The organism is Pseudomonas sp. 478 (assembly GCF_003254125.1).
GTDB lineage: Bacteria > Pseudomonadota > Gammaproteobacteria > Pseudomonadales > Pseudomonadaceae > Aquipseudomonas.
Genome location: NZ_QKZG01000019.1, coordinates 18650 through 36035 on the forward strand (window position 1 = coordinate 18650; position 17386 = coordinate 36035).

19 protein-coding genes and 1 pseudogene are annotated in these 17386 nt (G+C 60.3%); 7 read left to right on the forward strand and 13 right to left on the reverse strand.

The window, feature by feature from the left end; genetic code table 11:
* Positions 1 to 182 precede the first annotated feature (182 nt).
* Positions 183 to 1718 carry an FAD-dependent oxidoreductase gene (locus tag DFS28_RS28385; protein WP_111452424.1) on the forward strand — a complete coding sequence of 512 codons (1536 nt, stop codon included), beginning with the start codon at positions 183 to 185 and terminating at the stop codon, positions 1716 to 1718.
* Positions 1719 to 1842: 124 nt separating this feature from the next.
* Here the strand turns inward: DFS28_RS28385 and hemB are convergent, their stop codons facing one another.
* The 3 genes from hemB to DFS28_RS28405 form a co-directional block, all read right to left on the reverse strand.
* A complete protein-coding gene (gene hemB, locus DFS28_RS28390) occupies positions 1843 to 2817 on the reverse strand; it encodes a porphobilinogen synthase (protein ID WP_046047616.1) in 975 nt (324 codons plus the stop codon).
* A gap of 234 nt (positions 2818 to 3051) precedes the next feature.
* A complete protein-coding gene (locus DFS28_RS28400; protein WP_111452426.1) occupies positions 3052 to 3894 on the reverse strand; it encodes a PhzF family phenazine biosynthesis protein in 843 nt (280 codons plus the stop codon).
* A 20-nt stretch (positions 3895 to 3914) separates the two neighbouring features.
* On the reverse strand, positions 3915 to 4628 hold the full coding sequence (locus tag DFS28_RS28405) for a glutathione binding-like protein (protein WP_111452427.1): 714 nt from the start codon (positions 4626 to 4628) through the stop codon (positions 3915 to 3917).
* Positions 4629 to 4997: 369 nt separating this feature from the next.
* On the opposite strand from DFS28_RS28405, the gene DFS28_RS28410 reads away from it, so the two are divergent.
* Complete coding sequence (locus DFS28_RS28410; protein ID WP_111452428.1) at positions 4998 to 5672, forward strand: histidine phosphatase family protein; 675 nt, start codon at positions 4998 to 5000, stop codon at positions 5670 to 5672.
* A 155-nt stretch (positions 5673 to 5827) separates the two neighbouring features.
* Here the strand turns inward: DFS28_RS28410 and mnmH are convergent, their stop codons facing one another.
* Together mnmH and selD are read right to left on the reverse strand one after the other, a co-directional pair.
* Complete coding sequence (gene mnmH, locus DFS28_RS28415) at positions 5828 to 6931, reverse strand: tRNA 2-selenouridine(34) synthase MnmH (RefSeq protein ID WP_111452429.1); 1104 nt, start codon at positions 6929 to 6931, stop codon at positions 5828 to 5830.
* Positions 6931 to 7965 (reverse strand): selenide, water dikinase SelD, encoded by a 1035-nt coding sequence (selD, locus tag DFS28_RS28420; RefSeq protein ID WP_111452430.1) that lies wholly within the window; start codon positions 7963 to 7965, stop codon positions 6931 to 6933. Before selD ends, mnmH begins: the two co-directional genes overlap by 1 nt.
* A gap of 265 nt (positions 7966 to 8230) precedes the next feature.
* Between selD and DFS28_RS28425 the strand changes: the two genes are divergently transcribed.
* Positions 8231 to 9187: a nucleoside-specific channel-forming protein Tsx gene (locus DFS28_RS28425; protein WP_111452431.1), complete on the forward strand. Its 957-nt coding sequence runs from the start codon at positions 8231 to 8233 to the stop codon at positions 9185 to 9187.
* A gap of 24 nt (positions 9188 to 9211) precedes the next feature.
* Complete coding sequence (locus DFS28_RS28430; RefSeq protein ID WP_111452432.1) at positions 9212 to 10234, forward strand: purine nucleoside permease; 1023 nt, start codon at positions 9212 to 9214, stop codon at positions 10232 to 10234.
* Positions 10235 to 10369: 135 nt separating this feature from the next.
* On the opposite strand, the gene DFS28_RS28440 is transcribed toward DFS28_RS28430, so the two are convergent.
* The 3 genes from DFS28_RS28440 to DFS28_RS28450 all read right to left on the reverse strand — a co-directional run bounded on the left by DFS28_RS28440 (position 10370) and on the right by DFS28_RS28450 (position 12404).
* Positions 10370 to 11326: a zinc-binding alcohol dehydrogenase family protein gene (locus DFS28_RS28440; RefSeq protein ID WP_111452433.1), complete on the reverse strand. Its 957-nt coding sequence runs from the start codon at positions 11324 to 11326 to the stop codon at positions 10370 to 10372.
* A 29-nt stretch (positions 11327 to 11355) separates the two neighbouring features.
* Positions 11356 to 11529, reverse strand: a complete 174-nt coding sequence (locus tag DFS28_RS28445) for a DUF1427 family protein (RefSeq protein ID WP_111452434.1) — start codon at positions 11527 to 11529, stop codon at positions 11356 to 11358.
* Between the two features lie 95 nt (positions 11530 to 11624).
* On the reverse strand, positions 11625 to 12404 hold the full coding sequence (locus DFS28_RS28450; protein ID WP_111452435.1) for a helix-turn-helix domain-containing protein: 780 nt from the start codon (positions 12402 to 12404) through the stop codon (positions 11625 to 11627).
* A gap of 145 nt (positions 12405 to 12549) precedes the next feature.
* On the opposite strand from DFS28_RS28450, the gene DFS28_RS28455 reads away from it, so the two are divergent.
* The gene (locus DFS28_RS28455) at positions 12550 to 12777 is read left to right on the forward strand and encodes a DUF6555 family protein (RefSeq protein WP_008152143.1); all 228 of its coding nucleotides are present in this window, start codon (positions 12550 to 12552) and stop codon (positions 12775 to 12777) included.
* 38 nt (positions 12778 to 12815) lie between these two features.
* Positions 12816 to 13094 (forward strand): hypothetical protein, encoded by a 279-nt coding sequence (locus DFS28_RS28460; protein WP_111452436.1) that lies wholly within the window; start codon positions 12816 to 12818, stop codon positions 13092 to 13094.
* Between the two features lie 26 nt (positions 13095 to 13120).
* Here DFS28_RS28460 and DFS28_RS28465 read toward each other — a convergent pair whose 3' ends face one another.
* The 3 genes from DFS28_RS28465 to DFS28_RS28475 all read right to left on the reverse strand — a co-directional run bounded on the left by DFS28_RS28465 (position 13121) and on the right by DFS28_RS28475 (position 14401).
* Positions 13121 to 13285, reverse strand: a complete 165-nt coding sequence (locus DFS28_RS28465; RefSeq protein WP_111452437.1) for a metallothionein — start codon at positions 13283 to 13285, stop codon at positions 13121 to 13123.
* Positions 13286 to 13451: 166 nt separating this feature from the next.
* Positions 13452 to 13904 carry a DMT family transporter gene (locus DFS28_RS28470; protein ID WP_111452483.1) on the reverse strand — a complete coding sequence of 151 codons (453 nt, stop codon included), beginning with the start codon at positions 13902 to 13904 and terminating at the stop codon, positions 13452 to 13454.
* 2 nt (positions 13905 to 13906) lie between these two features.
* The gene (locus DFS28_RS28475; protein WP_111452438.1) at positions 13907 to 14401 is read right to left on the reverse strand and encodes a DMT family transporter; all 495 of its coding nucleotides are present in this window, start codon (positions 14399 to 14401) and stop codon (positions 13907 to 13909) included.
* A 209-nt stretch (positions 14402 to 14610) separates the two neighbouring features.
* Between DFS28_RS28475 and DFS28_RS28480 the strand changes: the two genes are divergently transcribed.
* On the forward strand, positions 14611 to 15546 hold the full coding sequence (locus tag DFS28_RS28480; RefSeq protein WP_111452439.1) for a LysR family transcriptional regulator: 936 nt from the start codon (positions 14611 to 14613) through the stop codon (positions 15544 to 15546).
* 125 nt (positions 15547 to 15671) lie between these two features.
* On the opposite strand, the gene DFS28_RS31275 is transcribed toward DFS28_RS28480, so the two are convergent.
* Both DFS28_RS31275 and DFS28_RS31280 read right to left on the reverse strand, forming a co-directional pair.
* On the reverse strand, positions 15672 to 16493 hold the full coding sequence (locus DFS28_RS31275) for a methyl-accepting chemotaxis protein (protein WP_371922184.1): 822 nt from the start codon (positions 16491 to 16493) through the stop codon (positions 15672 to 15674).
* An 84-nt stretch (positions 16494 to 16577) separates the two neighbouring features.
* Positions 16578 to 17354: pseudogene (locus DFS28_RS31280) on the reverse strand (cache domain-containing protein); the annotation flags it as partial.
* Positions 17355 to 17386: the final 32 nt, after the last annotated feature.

The window sequence follows — 17386 nt, forward strand, 5'->3', positions numbered from 1 at the left end:
CCGCGCCCTGTTCCCTGTAGCAGCTGCCGAGCCTGCGAGGCTGCGTTCGACTGCGCAGCAGTCGCAGTCCGATAGACGCGGTTTACCTGAAATAACGCAGGGCCTTTTTCCGTTTGGCAGACAACCTGCCCGTCCGTCGCGGCTGAACCATACTTGAGCCACACACCGAGGAGGACAGTCTCATGAACCGTAGCGACGTTCTGATCATCGGCGCCGGCCCGACCGGACTGGTGTTGGCGCTGTGGCTGAGCAAGCTTGGCGTGCAAGTACGCATCATCGACAAGACGTCGGCCCCCGGAACCACCTCGCGGGCGCTGGCCGTCCAGGCGCGGACGCTGGAGCTGTATCGCCAGCTCGACCTCAGCAATGCGGTGGTACAGAACGGTCATCGAGTGGCCGCCGCCAATTTCTGGGTCAAGGGCGAACCCGTGGCGCACATGCCGCTGAGCCGCATTGGCGAAGGTCTGACGCCCTATGCATTCCTCGAAATCTTTCCTCAGGACGAACACGAACGGCTGCTGATAGATCGCCTCGAAGCCTTTGGCATCAAGGTGGAGCGCAACACAGAACTTGAGAGTTTCATGGAAACCGGTGACGGCATCACTGCCTATTTGCGCTTGCCCGATGGTCAGGAGGAAACCTGCCAGGCCTGCTATCTGGCGGGTTGCGACGGTGCCCGGTCGATCGTGCGCAAGACCCTGGACACCGGATTTCCCGGTGGCACGTACCAGCAGATTTTCTACGTCGCCGACGTGCAAGCCAGCGGGCCGACGTTCAACGGCGAACTGCATGTGGATCTTGATGAAGCGGATTTTCTCGCGGTGTTTCCCTTGGGCGGTGAAGGCCGCGCCCGTCTGATCGGGACCGTACGCGACGAGCGCGCCGAGCAAGCCGAAACCCTGCAATTTGAAGACGTCAGCAGCCGGGCCATCGAGCATATGAAAGTAAAGATCGAGCAACTGAACTGGTTCTCGACCTACCGGGTGCATCATCGGGTGGCGGATCATTTTAGTACCGGGCGCGCGTTTCTATTGGGTGACGCCGCCCACGTCCACAGCCCTGCCGGTGGCCAGGGCATGAACACCGGCATTGGCGACGCCATCAACCTCGCCTGGAAATTCGCGGCGGTGTTGAGCGGCGGCGCTGAGGCCAAACTCCTCGACACGTACGAAACCGAGCGCATCGCGTTTGCCCGCAAACTGGTCGCCACCACGGACCGGGTGTTCACTTTCGTCACGGCCGAAGGGCGCATCGCCGATGTGCTGCGCACGCGTCTGGCGCCGTTCGTGATTCCGAAAATGGCATCGTTTGAGGCGTCCCGTGAGTTTCTGTTTCGCACGGTGTCGCAGATCACCCTGAATTATCGCGGGATGCCGTTGAGTACGGGTGTGGCCGGTCATGTTCACGGTGGCGACCGCCTGCCTTGGGCTCACGACGGCGAGGGGGACAATTTCGAATCGCTGAAGTGTCTGACCTGGCAGGTGCATGTGTATGGCGACACCAGCGACGAAATGATCGCCTGGTGCCACGAACATCATTTGCCGTTGCATGTGTTTGACTGGCGGCCGGCGTTTGAAGCGGCTGGCTTGGGGCGTAACGGGTTTTACCTGTTGCGGCCGGATACGTATGTGGCGATTGCCGACAATTCTGCCGATCCCAAGGTGATCGAGCGGTACTTCCGGGATCACGGGATCAGGCCGTTTTTCGGCGCCCGCTGATTCAACACTGTAGAAATGTGGGAGCGGGCTTGCTCGCGAAGGCGGTGTGTCAGTTAATTCAAGTGTTGACTGTTACACCGCCTTCGCGAGCAAGCCCGCTCCCACAGTGGTTTTGTGGTGGGGTTTAGATCCCGGCCAGCGCCAGGTCCATCGCGAAGTAAGTGAAGATCAGATCCGCCCCGGCCCGCTTGATCGCGCCAAGGCTCTCACGCACCACGCGATCCTCATCGATCGCCCCGGCCTGGGCGGCGAATTTGATCATCGCGTACTCACCGCTCACCTGATACGCCGACAGCGGCAAACGCGAGGCTTCACGGATGTCGCGGATGATGTCCAGGTAGGCGCCGGCCGGTTTGACCATCAGCGCGTCAGCGCCTTCCTGCTCGTCCATCAGTGATTCGCGCACGGCTTCGCGGCGGTTCATCGGGTTCATCTGATAGCTTTTGCGGTCGCCCTTGAGTGCGCTGCCGCCGGCTTCACGGAATGGACCGTAGAGCGCCGAGGCAAACTTGGTCGAATAGGCCATGATCGCGGTCTGGTTGAAACCCGCTTCATCGAGCGCCCGGCGAATGGCCTGAACCTGCCCGTCCATGGCAGCCGACGGGGCGATCACATCGGCGCCGGCACGGGCCGCGGCCACCGCTTGTTTGCCGAGATTGATCAGGGTCTGGTCGTTGTCGACCTCATGGTTGTGCAGCACGCCGCAATGACCATGGTCGGTGTACTCACAGAAGCAGGTGTCGGACATCACGATCATGTCCGGCACCGCATCCTTGGCGATGCGCGACATGCGCGACACCAGACCGTTGTCGCTCCAGGTGTCGCTGCCGTTGCCGTCCAAATGGTGCGACACGCCGAACGTCATCACCGACTTGATCCCGGCCCGGGCATAACGCTCGATTTCACCCGCCAGTTTCGACTCCGGAATACGCATCACGCCGGGCATGCTTTTGATCGGTACGAAGTCGTCGATCTCTTCCTCGACGAAAATCGGCAGCACCAGATCGTTCAAGCTGAACTCGGTTTCCTGGAACAGGCTGCGCAGGCTCGCATTGCGGCGCAGACGGCGTGGACGTGCTTCGGGGAACTGACTGGACATGTGGATTTCCTGAAAAACGAAGGACGAGACGAAAGTCGTAGGGGGCGAAGCTTATGCCTTGCAAGGCGCGGGGCACAAACCTCGATCACTCAAGACTGCGTTACCGCGACAGCAACAATCGCGCGCAATTAACGCAGGCCCCTGTGGGAGCGGGCTTGCTCGCGAAGGCGGTGTGTCATTCAACAATTATGGCGACTGGCACACCGCCTTCGCGAGCAAGCCCGCTCCCACAGGTTACAGATTCAAGGTTCCGCTGATGCAGGTCACCACAGAACCGCCGATCCAGATCTCGTCGCCCACCTGCTCGACCTGAATGCGTCCGGCGCGGCCCATGGTCAGGCCCTGGCTGACCACATAGGACGCCGGCGCCAGTCCTTCGCTGAGCAACCATTGAGCAATTCCGGCGTTCAGGCTTCCGGTGGCGGGGTCTTCCGGCATGCCGTCGCCGGAGATGAACGCCCGCACTTCGAACTGTGCGTCATCACCCTCGCGCTCGGGATGCCATGGCGCGATGACACCGACGGCCAGGCCAAGCATTTGCGAATGATCCGGTTGCAGGTCCAGCACCTGCTGGCGATCCTCGACCATCACGGCCAGCCATCCGGCACCGTTGTCGACCCACTGAGTGCGCACAATCGCCCCCGATTCCAGCCCGAGCCCCCGCCGCACCCGTTCCACCACATCCGCCTCCACCGGCCCGGTTTTGAGCAATGGTGGCGCGAGAAAGGCCAGCTCTGCCCCTTGTCGACGAACCCGCACCAGCCCCACACCGCACTCCTGAATAATCTCTTCGCCCTTGGGCACGCCACCGGCCTCCAGCCACGCATGGCAGGTGCCCAGTGTCGGATGACCGGCGAACGGCAATTCGTTCAGGGTGGTGAAAATCCGCACGCGATAATCGGCGCGAGGATCGCGCGGTTCGAGTATGAATGTGGTTTCGCTGAGATTGGTCCAGCTGGCGAACGCCGCCATGCGCTCATCACTGAGCGCATCGGCGCCGAACACCACCGCCAACGGATTGCCCTTGAGCGCAACACGACTGAAGACATCTACTTGCTTGAAATCGAATGAGTGCATGGCCTTCCTTGGTCTCTTGATCAAATCGAAGCGTTTTGCTTGGGAATTTCCAGCCCGCGCATCACCGCCGGCCGCGCCAGAAAGCGCTCCAGCACCCGCGTGACGTTGGTGAAGTCCTTTATGCCCACCAGCTCGCCGGCCTCATAAAAGCCGATCAGGTTGCGCACCCAGGGGAAGGTCGCGATGTCCGCGATGGTGTAGCGCTCGCCCATGATCCAGTCGCGCCCTTCCAGGCGGTTATTGAGCACATTAAGCAGGCGCTTGCTTTCATCGACGTAGCGGTCGCGGGGACGCTTGTCCTCATAGTCTTTGCCGGCAAATTTGTTGAAAAAGCCGAGCTGGCCAAACATCGGCCCGATACCGCCCATCTGAAACATCAGCCACTGAAGGGTCTCGTATCGCGCCGCCGATTCCTGGGCCAGCAATTGCCCGCTCTTGTCGGCCAGGTAAATCAGAATCGCCCCGGACTCGAACAGCGCCAGGGGTTGGTCCCCCGGACCGTGAGGGTCGAGGATGGCCGGGATCTTGTTGTTGGGGTTCAGTGAAAGAAATTCGGGGGACATCTGGTCATTGGTTTCGAAGCCCACACGATGCGGTTCGTAGGGCAGTCCGATCTCTTCGAGCATGATCGACACCTTGACGCCGTTGGGGGTCGGCAAGGAGTAAAGCTGGATCCACTCGGGGTATTGAGCCGGCCATTTTCGGGTAATCGGGAACGCGGACAGATCGGTCATGGGAAGCATCCACACGGAAAAAGTAGACGCTGATCATAATGTAGGGTTGCCGACGGCTGCGATCTTTTGGCGTTATCAATATTGCTGATGAGCATGATCAGAAGATTGCAGCCTGTGAATGGCGCCAACACGTGTACTGTGTCCATAAATCGGCAACATCCTGTCGATAACCTCTGCTCCACCCATCTCAGGTTGCCGCTACAGTGCTGCGCACTTGCTCGGATCGAACCAAATGGGCCTCAGAGGACTCTGAGCATCGCCCTTTCGGAAACGGGCCGGCCCAACGACATGGAAAACACCCGACGCAGGGAGCTCGCGGTGTAAAGGTTTGTCAGCCTTAACCGAATGCGCTGAAGATCACCTATTCAAATGATGAACCTTTTGAAATTCGCCAAACGCTTCAAGTATCGCGCGTACGTGGTCCTGCCCTCCCTGTTGGCGGTCTGCGCGCTGTTCCTGTTCCTTGAATCCAGCGAAAGCCGCGCCCAACCGATGGACGGCACCCAGACGCTGGTGTTCATGCGCCACGCGGAAAAACCCGAAGGCGGCCTCGGCCAGCTCAACTGCCAGGGCCTGAACCGTGCCATCGACCTGGCCACCTTGCTGCCGGAAAAATTCGGCAAGGCCAACTATGTATTTGCCGCCAACCCGACGCGCAATGTCGAAGAAGGCGAACTGGACAATTCCTACAGTTACATCCGCCCCCTGATGACCATCAGCCCCAGCGCGATCAAGCTTGGTTTGCCGGTGAACATCAACTTCTCGGCCAACGACACCAGCGATCTGGCCGATGAATTGCTCCTCGACAAGTATCACAACTCGGTCATCTACACCGCCTGGTCCCACGGCTACCTGCCGGAGCTGATCAACAAGGTCGCAGGGGAAGCCATCGGCAAGAAACAGAACATCATCGACGACTGGGAATCCAACGACTACGACTCGCTGTACGTGCTCACCCTGACCTGGCACAACGGCAAGGCCAGCGTGGTGAGCCACGTCTACAAGCAAGGTCTGAATAATGGGCAGGAGACCTGTCCGACATAAGGGGCGGCAGTGCTTTAAGTTTTATAGCGTCTGCAAGGGCCTCTTCGCGAGCAAGCCCGCTCCCACATTTGATCTTTGTCGTACACAAATATTGTGTTCACTGAGAATCTAATGTGGGAGCGGGCTTGCTCGCGAAGGGGCCGGAAAAAACACCATCAACTTCGTTGACTGACCCGCTCTCGCAGATACTCAAGGACGGCAGCCCGCTCTCCAGCGAATTCAATGCGCCCCTCTTTCTTCTCCCGCTGAAACGCATACATCGGGTCGTAATACTCGCGAAGCAACCCTTCGATCCAGCCCCGGTGCAAGTCCACTGCCCCGCTGCTAGCCTGCTCCGCCAGCGCGTCTTCCATCAACATCAACAGCCGACGATGGCGCTCACCGCCCAGACGTTTCTGCACATTGTTCAGGCTCTCCAGCAAACGCTCGGAAAACAGCGCGAAACCTTCATCGCCATGCACGCCGATGAACTCGGCACACAAGTCCACCACGTAATCGCGCAGGATCCGTTCGACCCGCCCTTCCAGGCTGTCTTCCAGCCAGACCATCGGAAACTGCTGCATACCCTGAAACAGCGGCAACGGCAGCGCACAACTGCCGATTGCGCGGCTCTCGTCTTCCAGCACAAACTGCTCGATACCGTGGGCGCGCTTCTTCAGCACGTCCACCGCCAGGCGGTTTTCAAAATCGATGTTGGAGGGTTGGCCGGTGGCGCGTTTACCGAAACTGGAGCCGCGATGATGGGCGTGACCTTCAAGGTCCAGGCCGTTGCGCAACTGCGTGAGCACTTCGGTTTTGCCGGTGCCGGTCATGCCGCCCAGCAACACGAAGTCACACTGGGCAACCGCCTGATCGAGCGTGTCGAGCAAGAAGGTGCGCATCGCCTTGTAGCCACCACCCACTCGCGGATAGTCGATGCCGGCCTCGTCCTTGAGCCATTGCTGGACGATCTGCGAACGCAAACCGCCGCGAAAACAATACAAATACCCATCAGGATGCGCCCGGGCAAAATCGGCCCAGGCCTGGACGCGCTCGGCTTTTATCTCACCGGACACCAACTGGTGCCCCAGCGTAATGGCCGCTTGCTGACCGTGTTGCTTGTAACAAGTGCCGACCCGTTGCCGCTCATGGTCATTCATCAGCGGCAGATTGATCACGCCGGGGAATGAGCCTTTGAGAAATTCGACCGGCGCACGGGCGTCCATCATCGGTCGGTCGTTGAGAAAAATGTCGCGGTAATCGGTGAATTCGATGGACATCAAAACACCTCAACCGCGTTCGTCTGTCGCTCGATCAGTTCACCGATCGGCTCGAGGGTCAGGCCTAGCTCGGCGGCTACTTTGAGGAAGTGTTCGTTGCCTTCGGGGGTGACCGCAACCAGCAGGCCACCGCTGGTCTGCGGATCGCAGAGCACGCGTTTGTGCATTTCCTGAAGACGCCCAAGCTTGCTGGCGTAGCTGTCGAAGTTGCGCAGCGTCCCGCCGGGCACACAGCCTTGGTCGAGGTAATACTCGACACCTGGCAGACGCGGTACGCGGTCGTACTCGATGCGAGCGGTCACGTTGCTGCCGTCGGCCATTTCCACCAAATGCCCCAGCAGACCAAAACCGGTGACATCGGTCATGGCGGTGACGCCTTCAAGTTTGCCGAAACGGCTGCCGGGTTTGTTCAGGGTGCACATCCAGTCGCGGGCCAGGCCGATGTCGGCATGGCGCAATTTGCCCTTCTTCTCGGCGGTGGTGAGGATGCCGATGCCCAGGGGTTTGGTGAGGTAAAGCAGGCAACCGACGGTGGCGGTATCGTTGCGCTTCATATGGCGCTTTTCCACCAGACCGGTCACAGCGAGGCCGAAGATCGGCTCCGGCGCGTCGATGGAATGCCCACCAGCCAGCGGGATCCCCGCTTCATCGCAGACCGAACGCCCGCCGCGAATCACTTCCCGGGCAATCTCCGGCGCCAGTACGTTGACCGGCCAGCCGAGGATCGCAATCGCCATCAACGGATCGCCGCCCATGGCGTAGATGTCGCTGATGGCGTTGGTGGCGGCGATGCGGCCGAAGTCGAACGGGTCGTCGACGATCGGCATAAAGAAGTCGGTGGTCGAGACCACGCCGCGTTCTTCATCAATGGCGTACACCGCCGCGTCATCGCGCGAGGCGTTGCCGACCCAGAGTTTCGGGTCAAGGTTCTGCGCCCCGCTGCCGGCCAGAATCACTTCCAGCACCTGGGGAGAAATCTTGCAGCCACATCCGGCACCGTGGCTGTATTGGGTCAGACGAATCGGTTCGCTCATGGGGGGCACATCTCGTGAAGTCAGTGCCGAGGAGTTTACATCAACCCTATTTCGTAGGAGCTGATCGTTCCCTCGATCCCGCGTGGGAACGATCTTCTGACCGAAAGGACAGTTAAGCCAGCAATTCCCTAGGCTTTTCCGTGCTTTGAGCAAAACTGGTATGCCTTGTGCAAACGTTTGCGAGTCGCTGATACAAGCGTTTTCGCTACACAACCGCGCAAGCCCGAAGAACCGGGCTTTCGATCCGCACGAAAAGGGACTTTTAATGCACCGCACGTCCAGCCGCGTGACTTGCTCGCGCACTTTTGCTGTTTCCTTGCTGCTGGCCAGCGTTACAGGACTACTCAGCAGCACCGTTTTGGCGCAGCCCGCTCCCGCCGAAGAATCCGCCCAAGGCGAAAGCCTCAGCCCCGAAGCCAGCCCACCGAAAAAAGGTGTGTACCTCTCGGACTGGTTCAATCAGGACCTGACCGTCATCGGCAGCAAAGACATCAGTTTCGGCCCGCAACCGGCCGACGATATCTACCTGGAATACGAGTACTTCGGGCGCAAGGGGCCGTTCGAGTTGTACGGTTACATCGACATTCCGAAGATCTTCGACATCGGCAACAGCCATGACAAAGGCGTGTGGGACCACGGCTCGCCGGTGTTCATGGAGCACGAACCGCGAATCTCCATTGATTACCTCGCCGGCCGCAGCCTGGCCATTGGGCCGTTCAAGGAATGGTACGTGGCCTTTGACTGGATCTACGACCACGGCAGTAACAGCGCCAACCGCGCCAATACGCTGTACAGCGGTTTGGGCACCGACATCGACACCCATTCGCGGGTCAACCTGTCGGCCAACTTCTATGGGCGCTACCAGTGGGAAAACTACGGTGCCAGCAACGAATATTCGTGGGACGGCTATCGCGCCCAACTCAAATACATCGTGCCGATCAGCAGCTTCAGCAACGGCGCGTCACTGACCTACATCGGGTTCACCAACTTCGACTTCGGCTCGGACCTGCACAAGGACAACCCGGCTCGTACTGCCAACGCCACCGTCGCCACCAACGTCTTGCTGTACTCGTTCACCCACTTGCGTTTCACCCTGGTCGGCCGTTATTTCCACAACGGCGGCAACTGGGAGGATGGCAGCGAATTGAATTTCGGCGACGGTAACTTCCGAGCCCGTTCCGACGGTTGGGGTTATTACGCTGGCGTCGGTTATCAGTTTTAAGACTTGTTTGAATCAGGAGGTTTTATGCATGCAATGACGCGTCTTTCCCTGGCCTGTGCCGCCCTGCTCTCCGCAACGGCCTGGGCGACTGAAGCGCCGATCCAGCCGAAGGTGATGCTGATCACCATGTTCGCTCCCGAGGCGCAAAACTGGATTGATCGGTTGGAACTCAAGCAGCAAGTGCGGGTGCCGGGGCTGTCCGCCGAGTACCCGACCGTTCGCTGCAACAGTCAACAGGTATGCCTGATGGTCACCGGCATGGGCCAGACCAACGCTGCAGCGTCGACGCTGGCCCTGGCGCTGTCGTCGAAATTCGACCTGCGCAAAAGTTACTTCCTGATCGCCGGGATTGCCGGCATCAGCCCAAAACACGGGACCATCGGCACCACGGCGTGGGCGCATTATCTGGTGGAGTTCGGCACCCAATGGGAGCTGGATTCCCGGGACGCGCCGTCAGACTGGCCGACCGGTTATATCGGCATCAATACCAAAGGCCCGAACGAGAAACCGCCGCTGGATTACAAGACCGAAGTCTTCGAACTCAACCCGAAGTTGCAGGCCAGGGCCTTTGCCCTCAGCCACACAGTCGAGCTGAGCGAGAGCAAGGAATCGGCCGCGTGGCGCATGAAGTATCCGTCGGCCCCGGCCAATCAGCCGCCGGCGGTGACGCAGTGCGACACGCTGGCGGGCAATACCTGGTTTTCCGGGACGCGGTTGAGTGAGCGGGCTGAGGTCTGGACCCGGCTGCTGACCGATAACAAAGGTGAGTACTGCACGACGCAGCAGGAAGACAACTCCACCTATGAGGCGCTGCTGCGGGCCAGCCGTGAAGGGTTGGTGGATGTGCAGCGTTTGGCGGTGGTGCGTGCGGGTTCCGATTTTGATCGGCCGGCGCCGGGCCAGAGTGAGGTGGAAAATCTGCTCAAGTATGCGGATCAAGGTGGGTTTGTGCCGGCGCTGGAGAACCTGTACCGGACGGGAAATCCGCTGGTGCAGGAGATTTTGAAGAACTGGTCCGCGTGGGAGAACGGTGTTCCCGAGGTTTGATCTGACAATACAAAACCTTTGTGGGAGCGGGCTTGCTCGCGAAAGCGGTGTGTCAGTCAACATCAATATTGACTGTGCCGCCGCCTTCGCGAGCAAGTCGGATCGCCGCACCGCCGCTCCCACATTTGATTAGGGTTACGGCAACAAAATCACTTTGTCGCCGGCACCTTGGCTCACCTCGGCATACCGCTCCAGCCCTTCTGCCAACGGCGATTCAAACAAACCCTCAGGCAACGGCAACAAGCCCTGATCGAAGAACGCGCCGAACTGATCAAGCATCGCCGCACACGCCTGGACGCCGTACAGCAACGAGTTGATCCCCACCACCGAACCGCCCTTGCGATACAGCGCCAGGGCCGGCAATTGCACCATGCCGTCCACCGGTGCAGCGATGATCGCGATGCGGCCGAACGCGGCCAGCGCCGGGACCGAGGCCGGGAGCCAGAAACCGGTGGTGTCGAAAATCACATCAGCGCCGCTGGCATACACGGCATTCACCTGAGCGCCGAGATCCTCGGGTTTATCCAGTTGCAGCGTCTGATACCCCTGGGCCTGCAAATCCTTGATCTGTTCCGGCCGCCGCGCCGCGGCCAGTACTTGAGCGCCACGCACCTTGCCCAGCGCCAGCGCCGCAGTGCCAACCGCCCCGCCACCGATCACCAGCAAGCGGGTTTCGGCCGTCACCCCACTGCGCTCCAACGCATCCCACGCCGTGGTGTACGGCACGCCGAGGCTGGCAGCCTGGGCAAAACTCAGATGGGTCGGCTTTTTCGCCACACCATTGGCCGGCAGTTTGACGAATTGTGCGTGCGAGCCATCGGCGAAAAAGCCCAGTTCACGACCGGTGCCCCAGACTTCCTGACCGATCAGCGCCTGCGGGCCTTCAACGACTACACCGGCAAAATCACGACCGGGAATCCGTGGCAGTGTGGTGTAGGGAAAGCGCCCCAGCACGTTCTTCACATCGCTGGGGTTGAGGCCGGCCGCCTTGATCTGGACCAGCACTTCATCGGCGCCAGGGACGGGGGTGGGAAGCTCAACGTAGCGCAGGGCCGAGAGGTCACCGGTCTTGTCGAATTGCAGTGCTTTCATGAGTGTTTCCCTCGAATGAAATAAACGGTTCAGGCGATCCAGCCAGCCACCAACTGCCGGCCCATTGGCCACAACTTCTCACCGGCCAACATGCCGAGCAGCCCTACCAGCGCGATGGCCGGCGGTGCGGGGGAACGAAAATCCAGAGCGCCGTAGAGCAAACCGACGCCCAGACCGATGACCAATGAGATGAGGTAGCTCATGGCAGACTCCGTGGCTGATTAAGGTATGCCCGGAGTCTAAAGATCGGTAGCGACGAGCACCGGCCAAGTGCTTCTGAATATCGGCCAAAGCGCTTTCAATCCTGACGCTGGATTGCCGAAAACTGCGAAGGCGCGACACCCAGTTCCCGCCGAAACATGTCGCTGAAGCTGCTCGGTGAGTAACCCAGCTCCCGGGCAATCGCACTGACCGGCACGCCCTGGATCAACGCTGCCACCGCGGTCGCCAATTGCACCTGGCGCCGCCACTCGGCGAAGCCCATGCCTAGACCGTCCTTGAACAACCGCGCCAGGGTACGCACGCTGGCACCGGCGTTTTCGGCGTGTTGTTCGAAGGCAATGTCCAGCGATGGCGCGGCCATGACCGCCTGGCACAGGTTCATCAGCCGTCGGTCGGAATCATCCGGCAAGGGGATTTTCAGCAGCGAGCGCCGGGCTCGCCTAAGCTCCAGCAGCGCCAGGCCGACCAGCGCTTCGTAATACTCGGGCGCGCCATCGTCGCCCTGCTCCACCAGCCCGACGATCAGCTCACGCAGCAGTCCGCCGACTTCAATCACCTGAACCGTGTCGTCCAGCGTCGCCGCCAATGAGGGCCGCAAATAGATGTTGCGCATCTGTAAATCCGACACCACGCGAATCCCATGGGGCACACCCGGCGGCAGCCACACCGCTCGTTGCGGCGGCACCACCAGCGCTTCATGGGGCGTCTCGACCCACATCACCCCGCTCATCGCATACAGCAACTGCCCCCAGACATGTTCATGCGGCTCGATGTACAGGCCGCGCGGATAGGTGCGCGCCAGCGGTTGCACGGGCACATCGGTGTCACTCAGGTCGGGAGGGGCGGCAAGGGCCATGGGCAGCAATCATTGGGGATTTCAGAGATTGCATGGTAACGAGCCACGGGGCTTGTCGCTACGGGCGGCCTCCATCCGACAATTCGACTGAATTTTCCGTAACCCCAACGATCCTTGTAATACCACAGGGAGGAATATGGGCTTTATGAACAACGCAAAACTTTTCGTCATTGAATACACCCTTCATGGCGCGCCCAAGTCTTTCATCATCCGCCTGGACAAGATGGATAACGCGGAAGCCTGGCATTGGGCAAGTTGCGACGCGGGGGTCGGAAGAATCCCCCGCTTCGGCCGAGAGAAGGTGCAAAAAACCAGCAAGCCGATGGCGGAGAAATTCGGCGTGGAAAACGTCAAGTGGCGGCCGGCGAATTAACGGATGGCGCAGCTTTGGACCTTTGGAGGGATCGGCGCATGATAACGACGCAACTTACCAGCACGGCACACCTCGACTACGGTATCGATACGCTGTTCGGTCGAATCACCAAAAGTGCCGAGTGCCAGGTCGGTCTTGAACAAGTCGAGCATGACCCTACCCGCTTCGCGCTACGCGTCCAGTCACCCATACCGCAAGATCTGGAACAGGCAAAAACGGTGTTGGTGAGGGTGGATGGACGACGACTCAATGGCATCATCCGCCATACCGAACGGCTGGAAGATCAAAGCCTGAAACTGGAAGTGGAGCCCGAATAGGCTCCACGCTCTGTGCGTGACGGGTGTCAGCCCTTGGCGCACTTGCAACCTTTAGTGGCACATTCTTCGCCATGTTCGTGGTGCTTGGCGCAGGCTTCACAGCAATAGTGCTTGCCGTGGCGCGCGATCGGATGTTCGCCCAGTTTGCATTTGCATTTGGGGCAGTCGCAGATACTTTCACTGTCGATCATGAGTCTGACTCCATTGGTTGTGGTCGTCCGGTGCGACGAATGCGCGCCGTAATACCAGTGTAGGAGCTGCCGCAGGCTGCGATCTTTTGATCTTTGGCGATACCAACTTCTCCAAAGATCAAGTCAAAAGATCGCAGCCTGCGGCAGCTCCTATACAGGATCAGCGTTATGCCTGTCGGGTGTTGCTGCGATACATGAACAGCAACGCCAATGCGAGACACACCATCGCCAGTATCCGGCTGCTGGACAACTCGATCGCCGGGTTGCCCAGCCAGCCGAAGTTATCGATCAACATCCCCATCCCCAGTTGCCCGACGATCACCGCCACCGTCGCCACCGCCGTGCCGACCCGCGGCACCGCGCCAACCATCACCATCATGTAGACCACACCGAACAGCGCACCGCTGAGCTGCCATTTCGGCACGTCCAGCAAACTCACGGCATGGGCCGGCTCGAAAAACAGGATCAGCAACCCGGTGGTCACTGCACCGACCACGAAGGTCAACAAACTGCTGCGCAACACGCCCACCGTTTCGCCCAAACGGCCATTGATCGCCGCCTGGACACTCAACACCGCACCGGCCGCCACGACCACCGCCAACAAAACAATCAGATTCATCATCAACCCCGAGCGATCAGAACAAGTGCCGCGACAATCAGCAGCAAGGCCAGCCAACGTTCACCGTTGACCTTTTTGCGGGTAGCGCCGAACCAGCCGAAGTGGTCGATCAACACGCTTTTGCCGACCTGCCCGGAGAGGATCGCGATCATCGTCATGGCAATGCCGATGTGCGGGGTGGCCAAGGTCAGCACGATCACGTACATCGGCCCCAGGAACCCGCCGATCAACTGCCAGCGCGGCAGCTCATTCAAGGCAGGGCCCTGTTGCCGACCACTGAACAGCAACAGCAAAAACAGAATCGCCGAGCCGACACCGAAGATGCTCAAGGTGGCCCACAAGTGCCCGACCTGAACCCCGAGCGGCCCGAGCAAACCGGCCTCCACGGACAGGCCCATGCCGGCCAGAATCACCAGTGGCAGCAGCAACAGCCGCAGCTCCGGCTGGGTGGTCTGCGTGGCGACAACGCCAACGTCGTCGATTGAAGAAGATTGCATAGAAAAACACCTGCCAGTCATCAGATAAAACACGGTCCATTGTGGGAGCGGGCTTGCTCGCGAAGGCGGTGTGCCCGTCGACATTTCTGTTGCCTGACACACCGCCTTCGCGAGTAAGCCCGCTCCCACAATTATCGGTTGGCGATCCTTTGCGATAAATGGGAGCATCCTGACAACACTTTTGCGTAACTCGCACAACAGGATTCGTCATGCATGGCCTCAACGAACTGGGATTCAAGGCTTTTCGGCTATTTGTAGCGGTGCTGGACCACGGCAGTTTTTCCGAAGTGGCCCGCCGCGAAGGCCTGGCACCGTCTTCGATTTCCCGGCAGATCCAATTGATGGAGCAAGCCCTGGGCCAGCAATTGCTCTACCGCCACACCCGCGCTGTCTCGCCCACCGAAGCCGGGCGCATGCTCGGTCATCACGCGCGGCTGGTGCTGGTGCAACTCGAAGAGGCCGAACAGGCCCTGCAGGAACAGCAAAGCGAACCGAGCGGACTGGTGCGGATCAATGCGCCAGTGGTGTTCGGTCAGCGGCACCTGACGCCGTGGCTGGCACGGCTCTGCGAGCGCTACCCGAAACTGCAACTGGATATCCAGCAGACCGACAGCTACATCGACCCGCTACAGGAAGGCGCCGACCTGCTGTTTCGCATCGGCCCGCTGCACGATTCGAGCATGCAGGCGCGAATTCTGGCGCCCCAGCGTTTTCAAGTCGCCGCGAGCCCGGCCTATCTGGAGCGTCACGGCACGCCGCAACATCCCGAAGAACTGGCCGCGCATCAGTGCCTGGCCTACAAGGGCGTGACCGGCCAGCAACGCTGGTTTTTCCGCAAGGATCAGCAGGACTGGACGCCCTGGTCGGTGAAGGGACCGATCACCGGTAACCACGCCGACACCCTGACCCAAGCCGCCGAACAAGGCTTGGGGCTGGTGATGTTTCCGTCGTGGCTGATTGGTGAGGCGGTGCGCAACGGCACGCTGGTGCCGGTGCTGGGGGCGTATCAGGTGTCCAACAGCCTTGAGCCGCAGCAGATTGCGGTGCTGTGGCCTGGGAGCCGACGGTTGTCGGTGAAAGTCAGGACGGTGATTGATTTTTTCGTGGAATGCTTCGGCGCGGTGCCCTACTGGGACAGACCGTAATATCTGCCAGCACCGCAATCCTTGTGGGAGCGAGCCTGCTCGCGATAGCGGTTAAACAGTCACATTGATGCTGGATGTGCCGACGCTATCGCGAGCAGGCTCGCTCCCACAGGTTCTTCGGGGTGTCAGATGCGGAACTGGCCCACCAGTTTACCCAGGCGCTGACCGAGGTCGGCCAGGCTGCGGGAGGTCTGGGCGCCGAGTTGGGTTTCGTCGGCGACACTGTCTACGGCCACAGCGATCTGATGCACGCTGCGGTTGATCTCTTCGGCCACGGCGGTTTGCTCTTCGGCAGCGCTGGCGATCTGCGCGTTCATCGAGTTGATGGTGCCGATCAGTTGGGCCATGGTGTCCAGCGATGCACCCGCTTCGTTGGCCTGAGCCGACGTGCCGTCGCCGGCCTCGCTGGAACGGCGCATCGCTTCCACCGCCGACTGAGTGCCGGCCTGCAAGCGATCGATCATGCCCTGGATTTCCTGGGTGCTGATTTGCGTGCGACTGGCCAGCGCTCGAACCTCGTCGGCCACCACCGCAAAACCACGACCGGCCTCACCGGCACGGGCGGCTTCGATGGCGGCGTTGAGCGCCAGCAGGTTGGTCTGCTCGGCAATCGAACGGATCACCCCAAGCACGCTGACAATCGACGACACGTCTTTTTGCAGGCTGTCCAGAGACACGCCACTACTGCGAATATCGTCCACCAACGCATGAATTTTCACGATGCTACCGGCCACCACACGCTTGGCAGCCTGGCCTTCTTCGTCGGTCTGCTGGGCAGCCACCGCGGCGTTTTGCGCACTTTTCGCCACTTCCTGAGCCGCGGCAGACATTTGGTTGATCGCCGTGGCGACCTGATCGGTCTCGTGACGCTGACGCTCCATGGCCTGATCCGAGCGCTGCGCCTGATCGGAGACCTGATTCACCAGCCCGGTCAGTTGCGAGGTCATTTCGGTGATCTGACGCACCAGGCCGTGGATCTTGTCGACGAAGCGGTTGAACGAGCCGGCCAGCTCGCCGAGTTCGTCCTGGCTGGTGATGGTCAGGCGACGCGTCAAGTCGCCCTCACCCGCCGCGATGTCATCGAGGTTGGCTTTCATCAGGTTCAGCGGACGCAGGATGGTGTTGGCCAGCAGCATCCCGGCGGCGGCGATCACCAACAGCACCACGGCGGCAATTCCGACGATGCTCAGCACCACGCCTTGCATGCGCTCCTGGACCTTGATTTCGACCAGCGCCACTTGCGCTTCGATGCCGTCGAGGTTGACCGAGGTGCCGACCGCCATGTCCCATTTGGGCAGGTATTCGGTGTAGCCCAGTTTCGGCACCAGCACTTGGGTGTTGCCGGGCAGCGGCGAGCTGTATTGCAGGTAGTGGGTGCCGTCCTTGGCGACTTTCACCAGGTCGCGGTTGACGTAGACGCCGTTCGGATCGCGGTTGTCCTTGAAGCTCTGGCCCACGCCTTCAGGGCTGTTGGCCTTGAACAGGCGCACGGTATTGGAGTCGTAGCCGAAGAAGTAGCCGTCTTTGCCGTAGGTGATGCTCGACAGCAACTTGACCACCTGGGCCCGCGCCGCGTCATCACCGGGGGCAGCTGCGTCGTAGAGTGGTTTGATCGTGGTCATGGCCACGGCGACGTAGCTTTGCAGCGTTGCCTTGGCATCGCTGAGCAGGCGCTGGCGAGTTTCCTCGACTTCCTTGCGGGCCTGCTCCTGCAGAATGAACAACGTGGTCAGGCTGATGACCAGCGCAAAGAGCAACACCGGGAGGACGGCAAGGGACAGGACTTTAGCCTTCAGGCTCATGCGCATGACGGTTCACTCTTTTGATTTTATTGGCGTGG

Coding starts and splice junctions, on each gene's coding strand:
- DFS28_RS28385 (WP_111452424.1), top strand. CDS start 183: ATGAACCGTAGCGACGTTCTGATCATCGGCGCCGGCCCGACCGGACTG.
- hemB (WP_046047616.1), bottom strand. CDS start 2,817: ATGTCCAGTCAGTTCCCCGAAGCACGTCCACGCCGTCTGCGCCGCAAT.
- DFS28_RS28400 (WP_111452426.1), bottom strand. CDS start 3,894: ATGCACTCATTCGATTTCAAGCAAGTAGATGTCTTCAGTCGTGTTGCG.
- DFS28_RS28405 (WP_111452427.1), bottom strand. CDS start 4,628: ATGACCGATCTGTCCGCGTTCCCGATTACCCGAAAATGGCCGGCTCAA.
- DFS28_RS28410 (WP_111452428.1), top strand. CDS start 4,998: ATGATGAACCTTTTGAAATTCGCCAAACGCTTCAAGTATCGCGCGTAC.
- mnmH (WP_111452429.1), bottom strand. CDS start 6,931: ATGTCCATCGAATTCACCGATTACCGCGACATTTTTCTCAACGACCGA.
- selD (WP_111452430.1), bottom strand. CDS start 7,965: ATGAGCGAACCGATTCGTCTGACCCAATACAGCCACGGTGCCGGATGT.
- DFS28_RS28425 (WP_111452431.1), top strand. CDS start 8,231: ATGCACCGCACGTCCAGCCGCGTGACTTGCTCGCGCACTTTTGCTGTT.
- DFS28_RS28430 (WP_111452432.1), top strand. CDS start 9,212: ATGCATGCAATGACGCGTCTTTCCCTGGCCTGTGCCGCCCTGCTCTCC.
- DFS28_RS28440 (WP_111452433.1), bottom strand. CDS start 11,326: ATGAAAGCACTGCAATTCGACAAGACCGGTGACCTCTCGGCCCTGCGC.
- DFS28_RS28445 (WP_111452434.1), bottom strand. CDS start 11,529: ATGAGCTACCTCATCTCATTGGTCATCGGTCTGGGCGTCGGTTTGCTC.
- DFS28_RS28450 (WP_111452435.1), bottom strand. CDS start 12,404: ATGGCCCTTGCCGCCCCTCCCGACCTGAGTGACACCGATGTGCCCGTG.
- DFS28_RS28455 (WP_008152143.1), top strand. CDS start 12,550: ATGAACAACGCAAAACTTTTCGTCATTGAATACACCCTTCATGGCGCG.
- DFS28_RS28460 (WP_111452436.1), top strand. CDS start 12,816: ATGATAACGACGCAACTTACCAGCACGGCACACCTCGACTACGGTATC.
- DFS28_RS28465 (WP_111452437.1), bottom strand. CDS start 13,285: ATGATCGACAGTGAAAGTATCTGCGACTGCCCCAAATGCAAATGCAAA.
- DFS28_RS28470 (WP_111452483.1), bottom strand. CDS start 13,904: ATGAATCTGATTGTTTTGTTGGCGGTGGTCGTGGCGGCCGGTGCGGTG.
- DFS28_RS28475 (WP_111452438.1), bottom strand. CDS start 14,401: ATGCAATCTTCTTCAATCGACGACGTTGGCGTTGTCGCCACGCAGACC.
- DFS28_RS28480 (WP_111452439.1), top strand. CDS start 14,611: ATGCATGGCCTCAACGAACTGGGATTCAAGGCTTTTCGGCTATTTGTA.
- DFS28_RS31275 (WP_371922184.1), bottom strand. CDS start 16,493: ATGACCTCGCAACTGACCGGGCTGGTGAATCAGGTCTCCGATCAGGCG.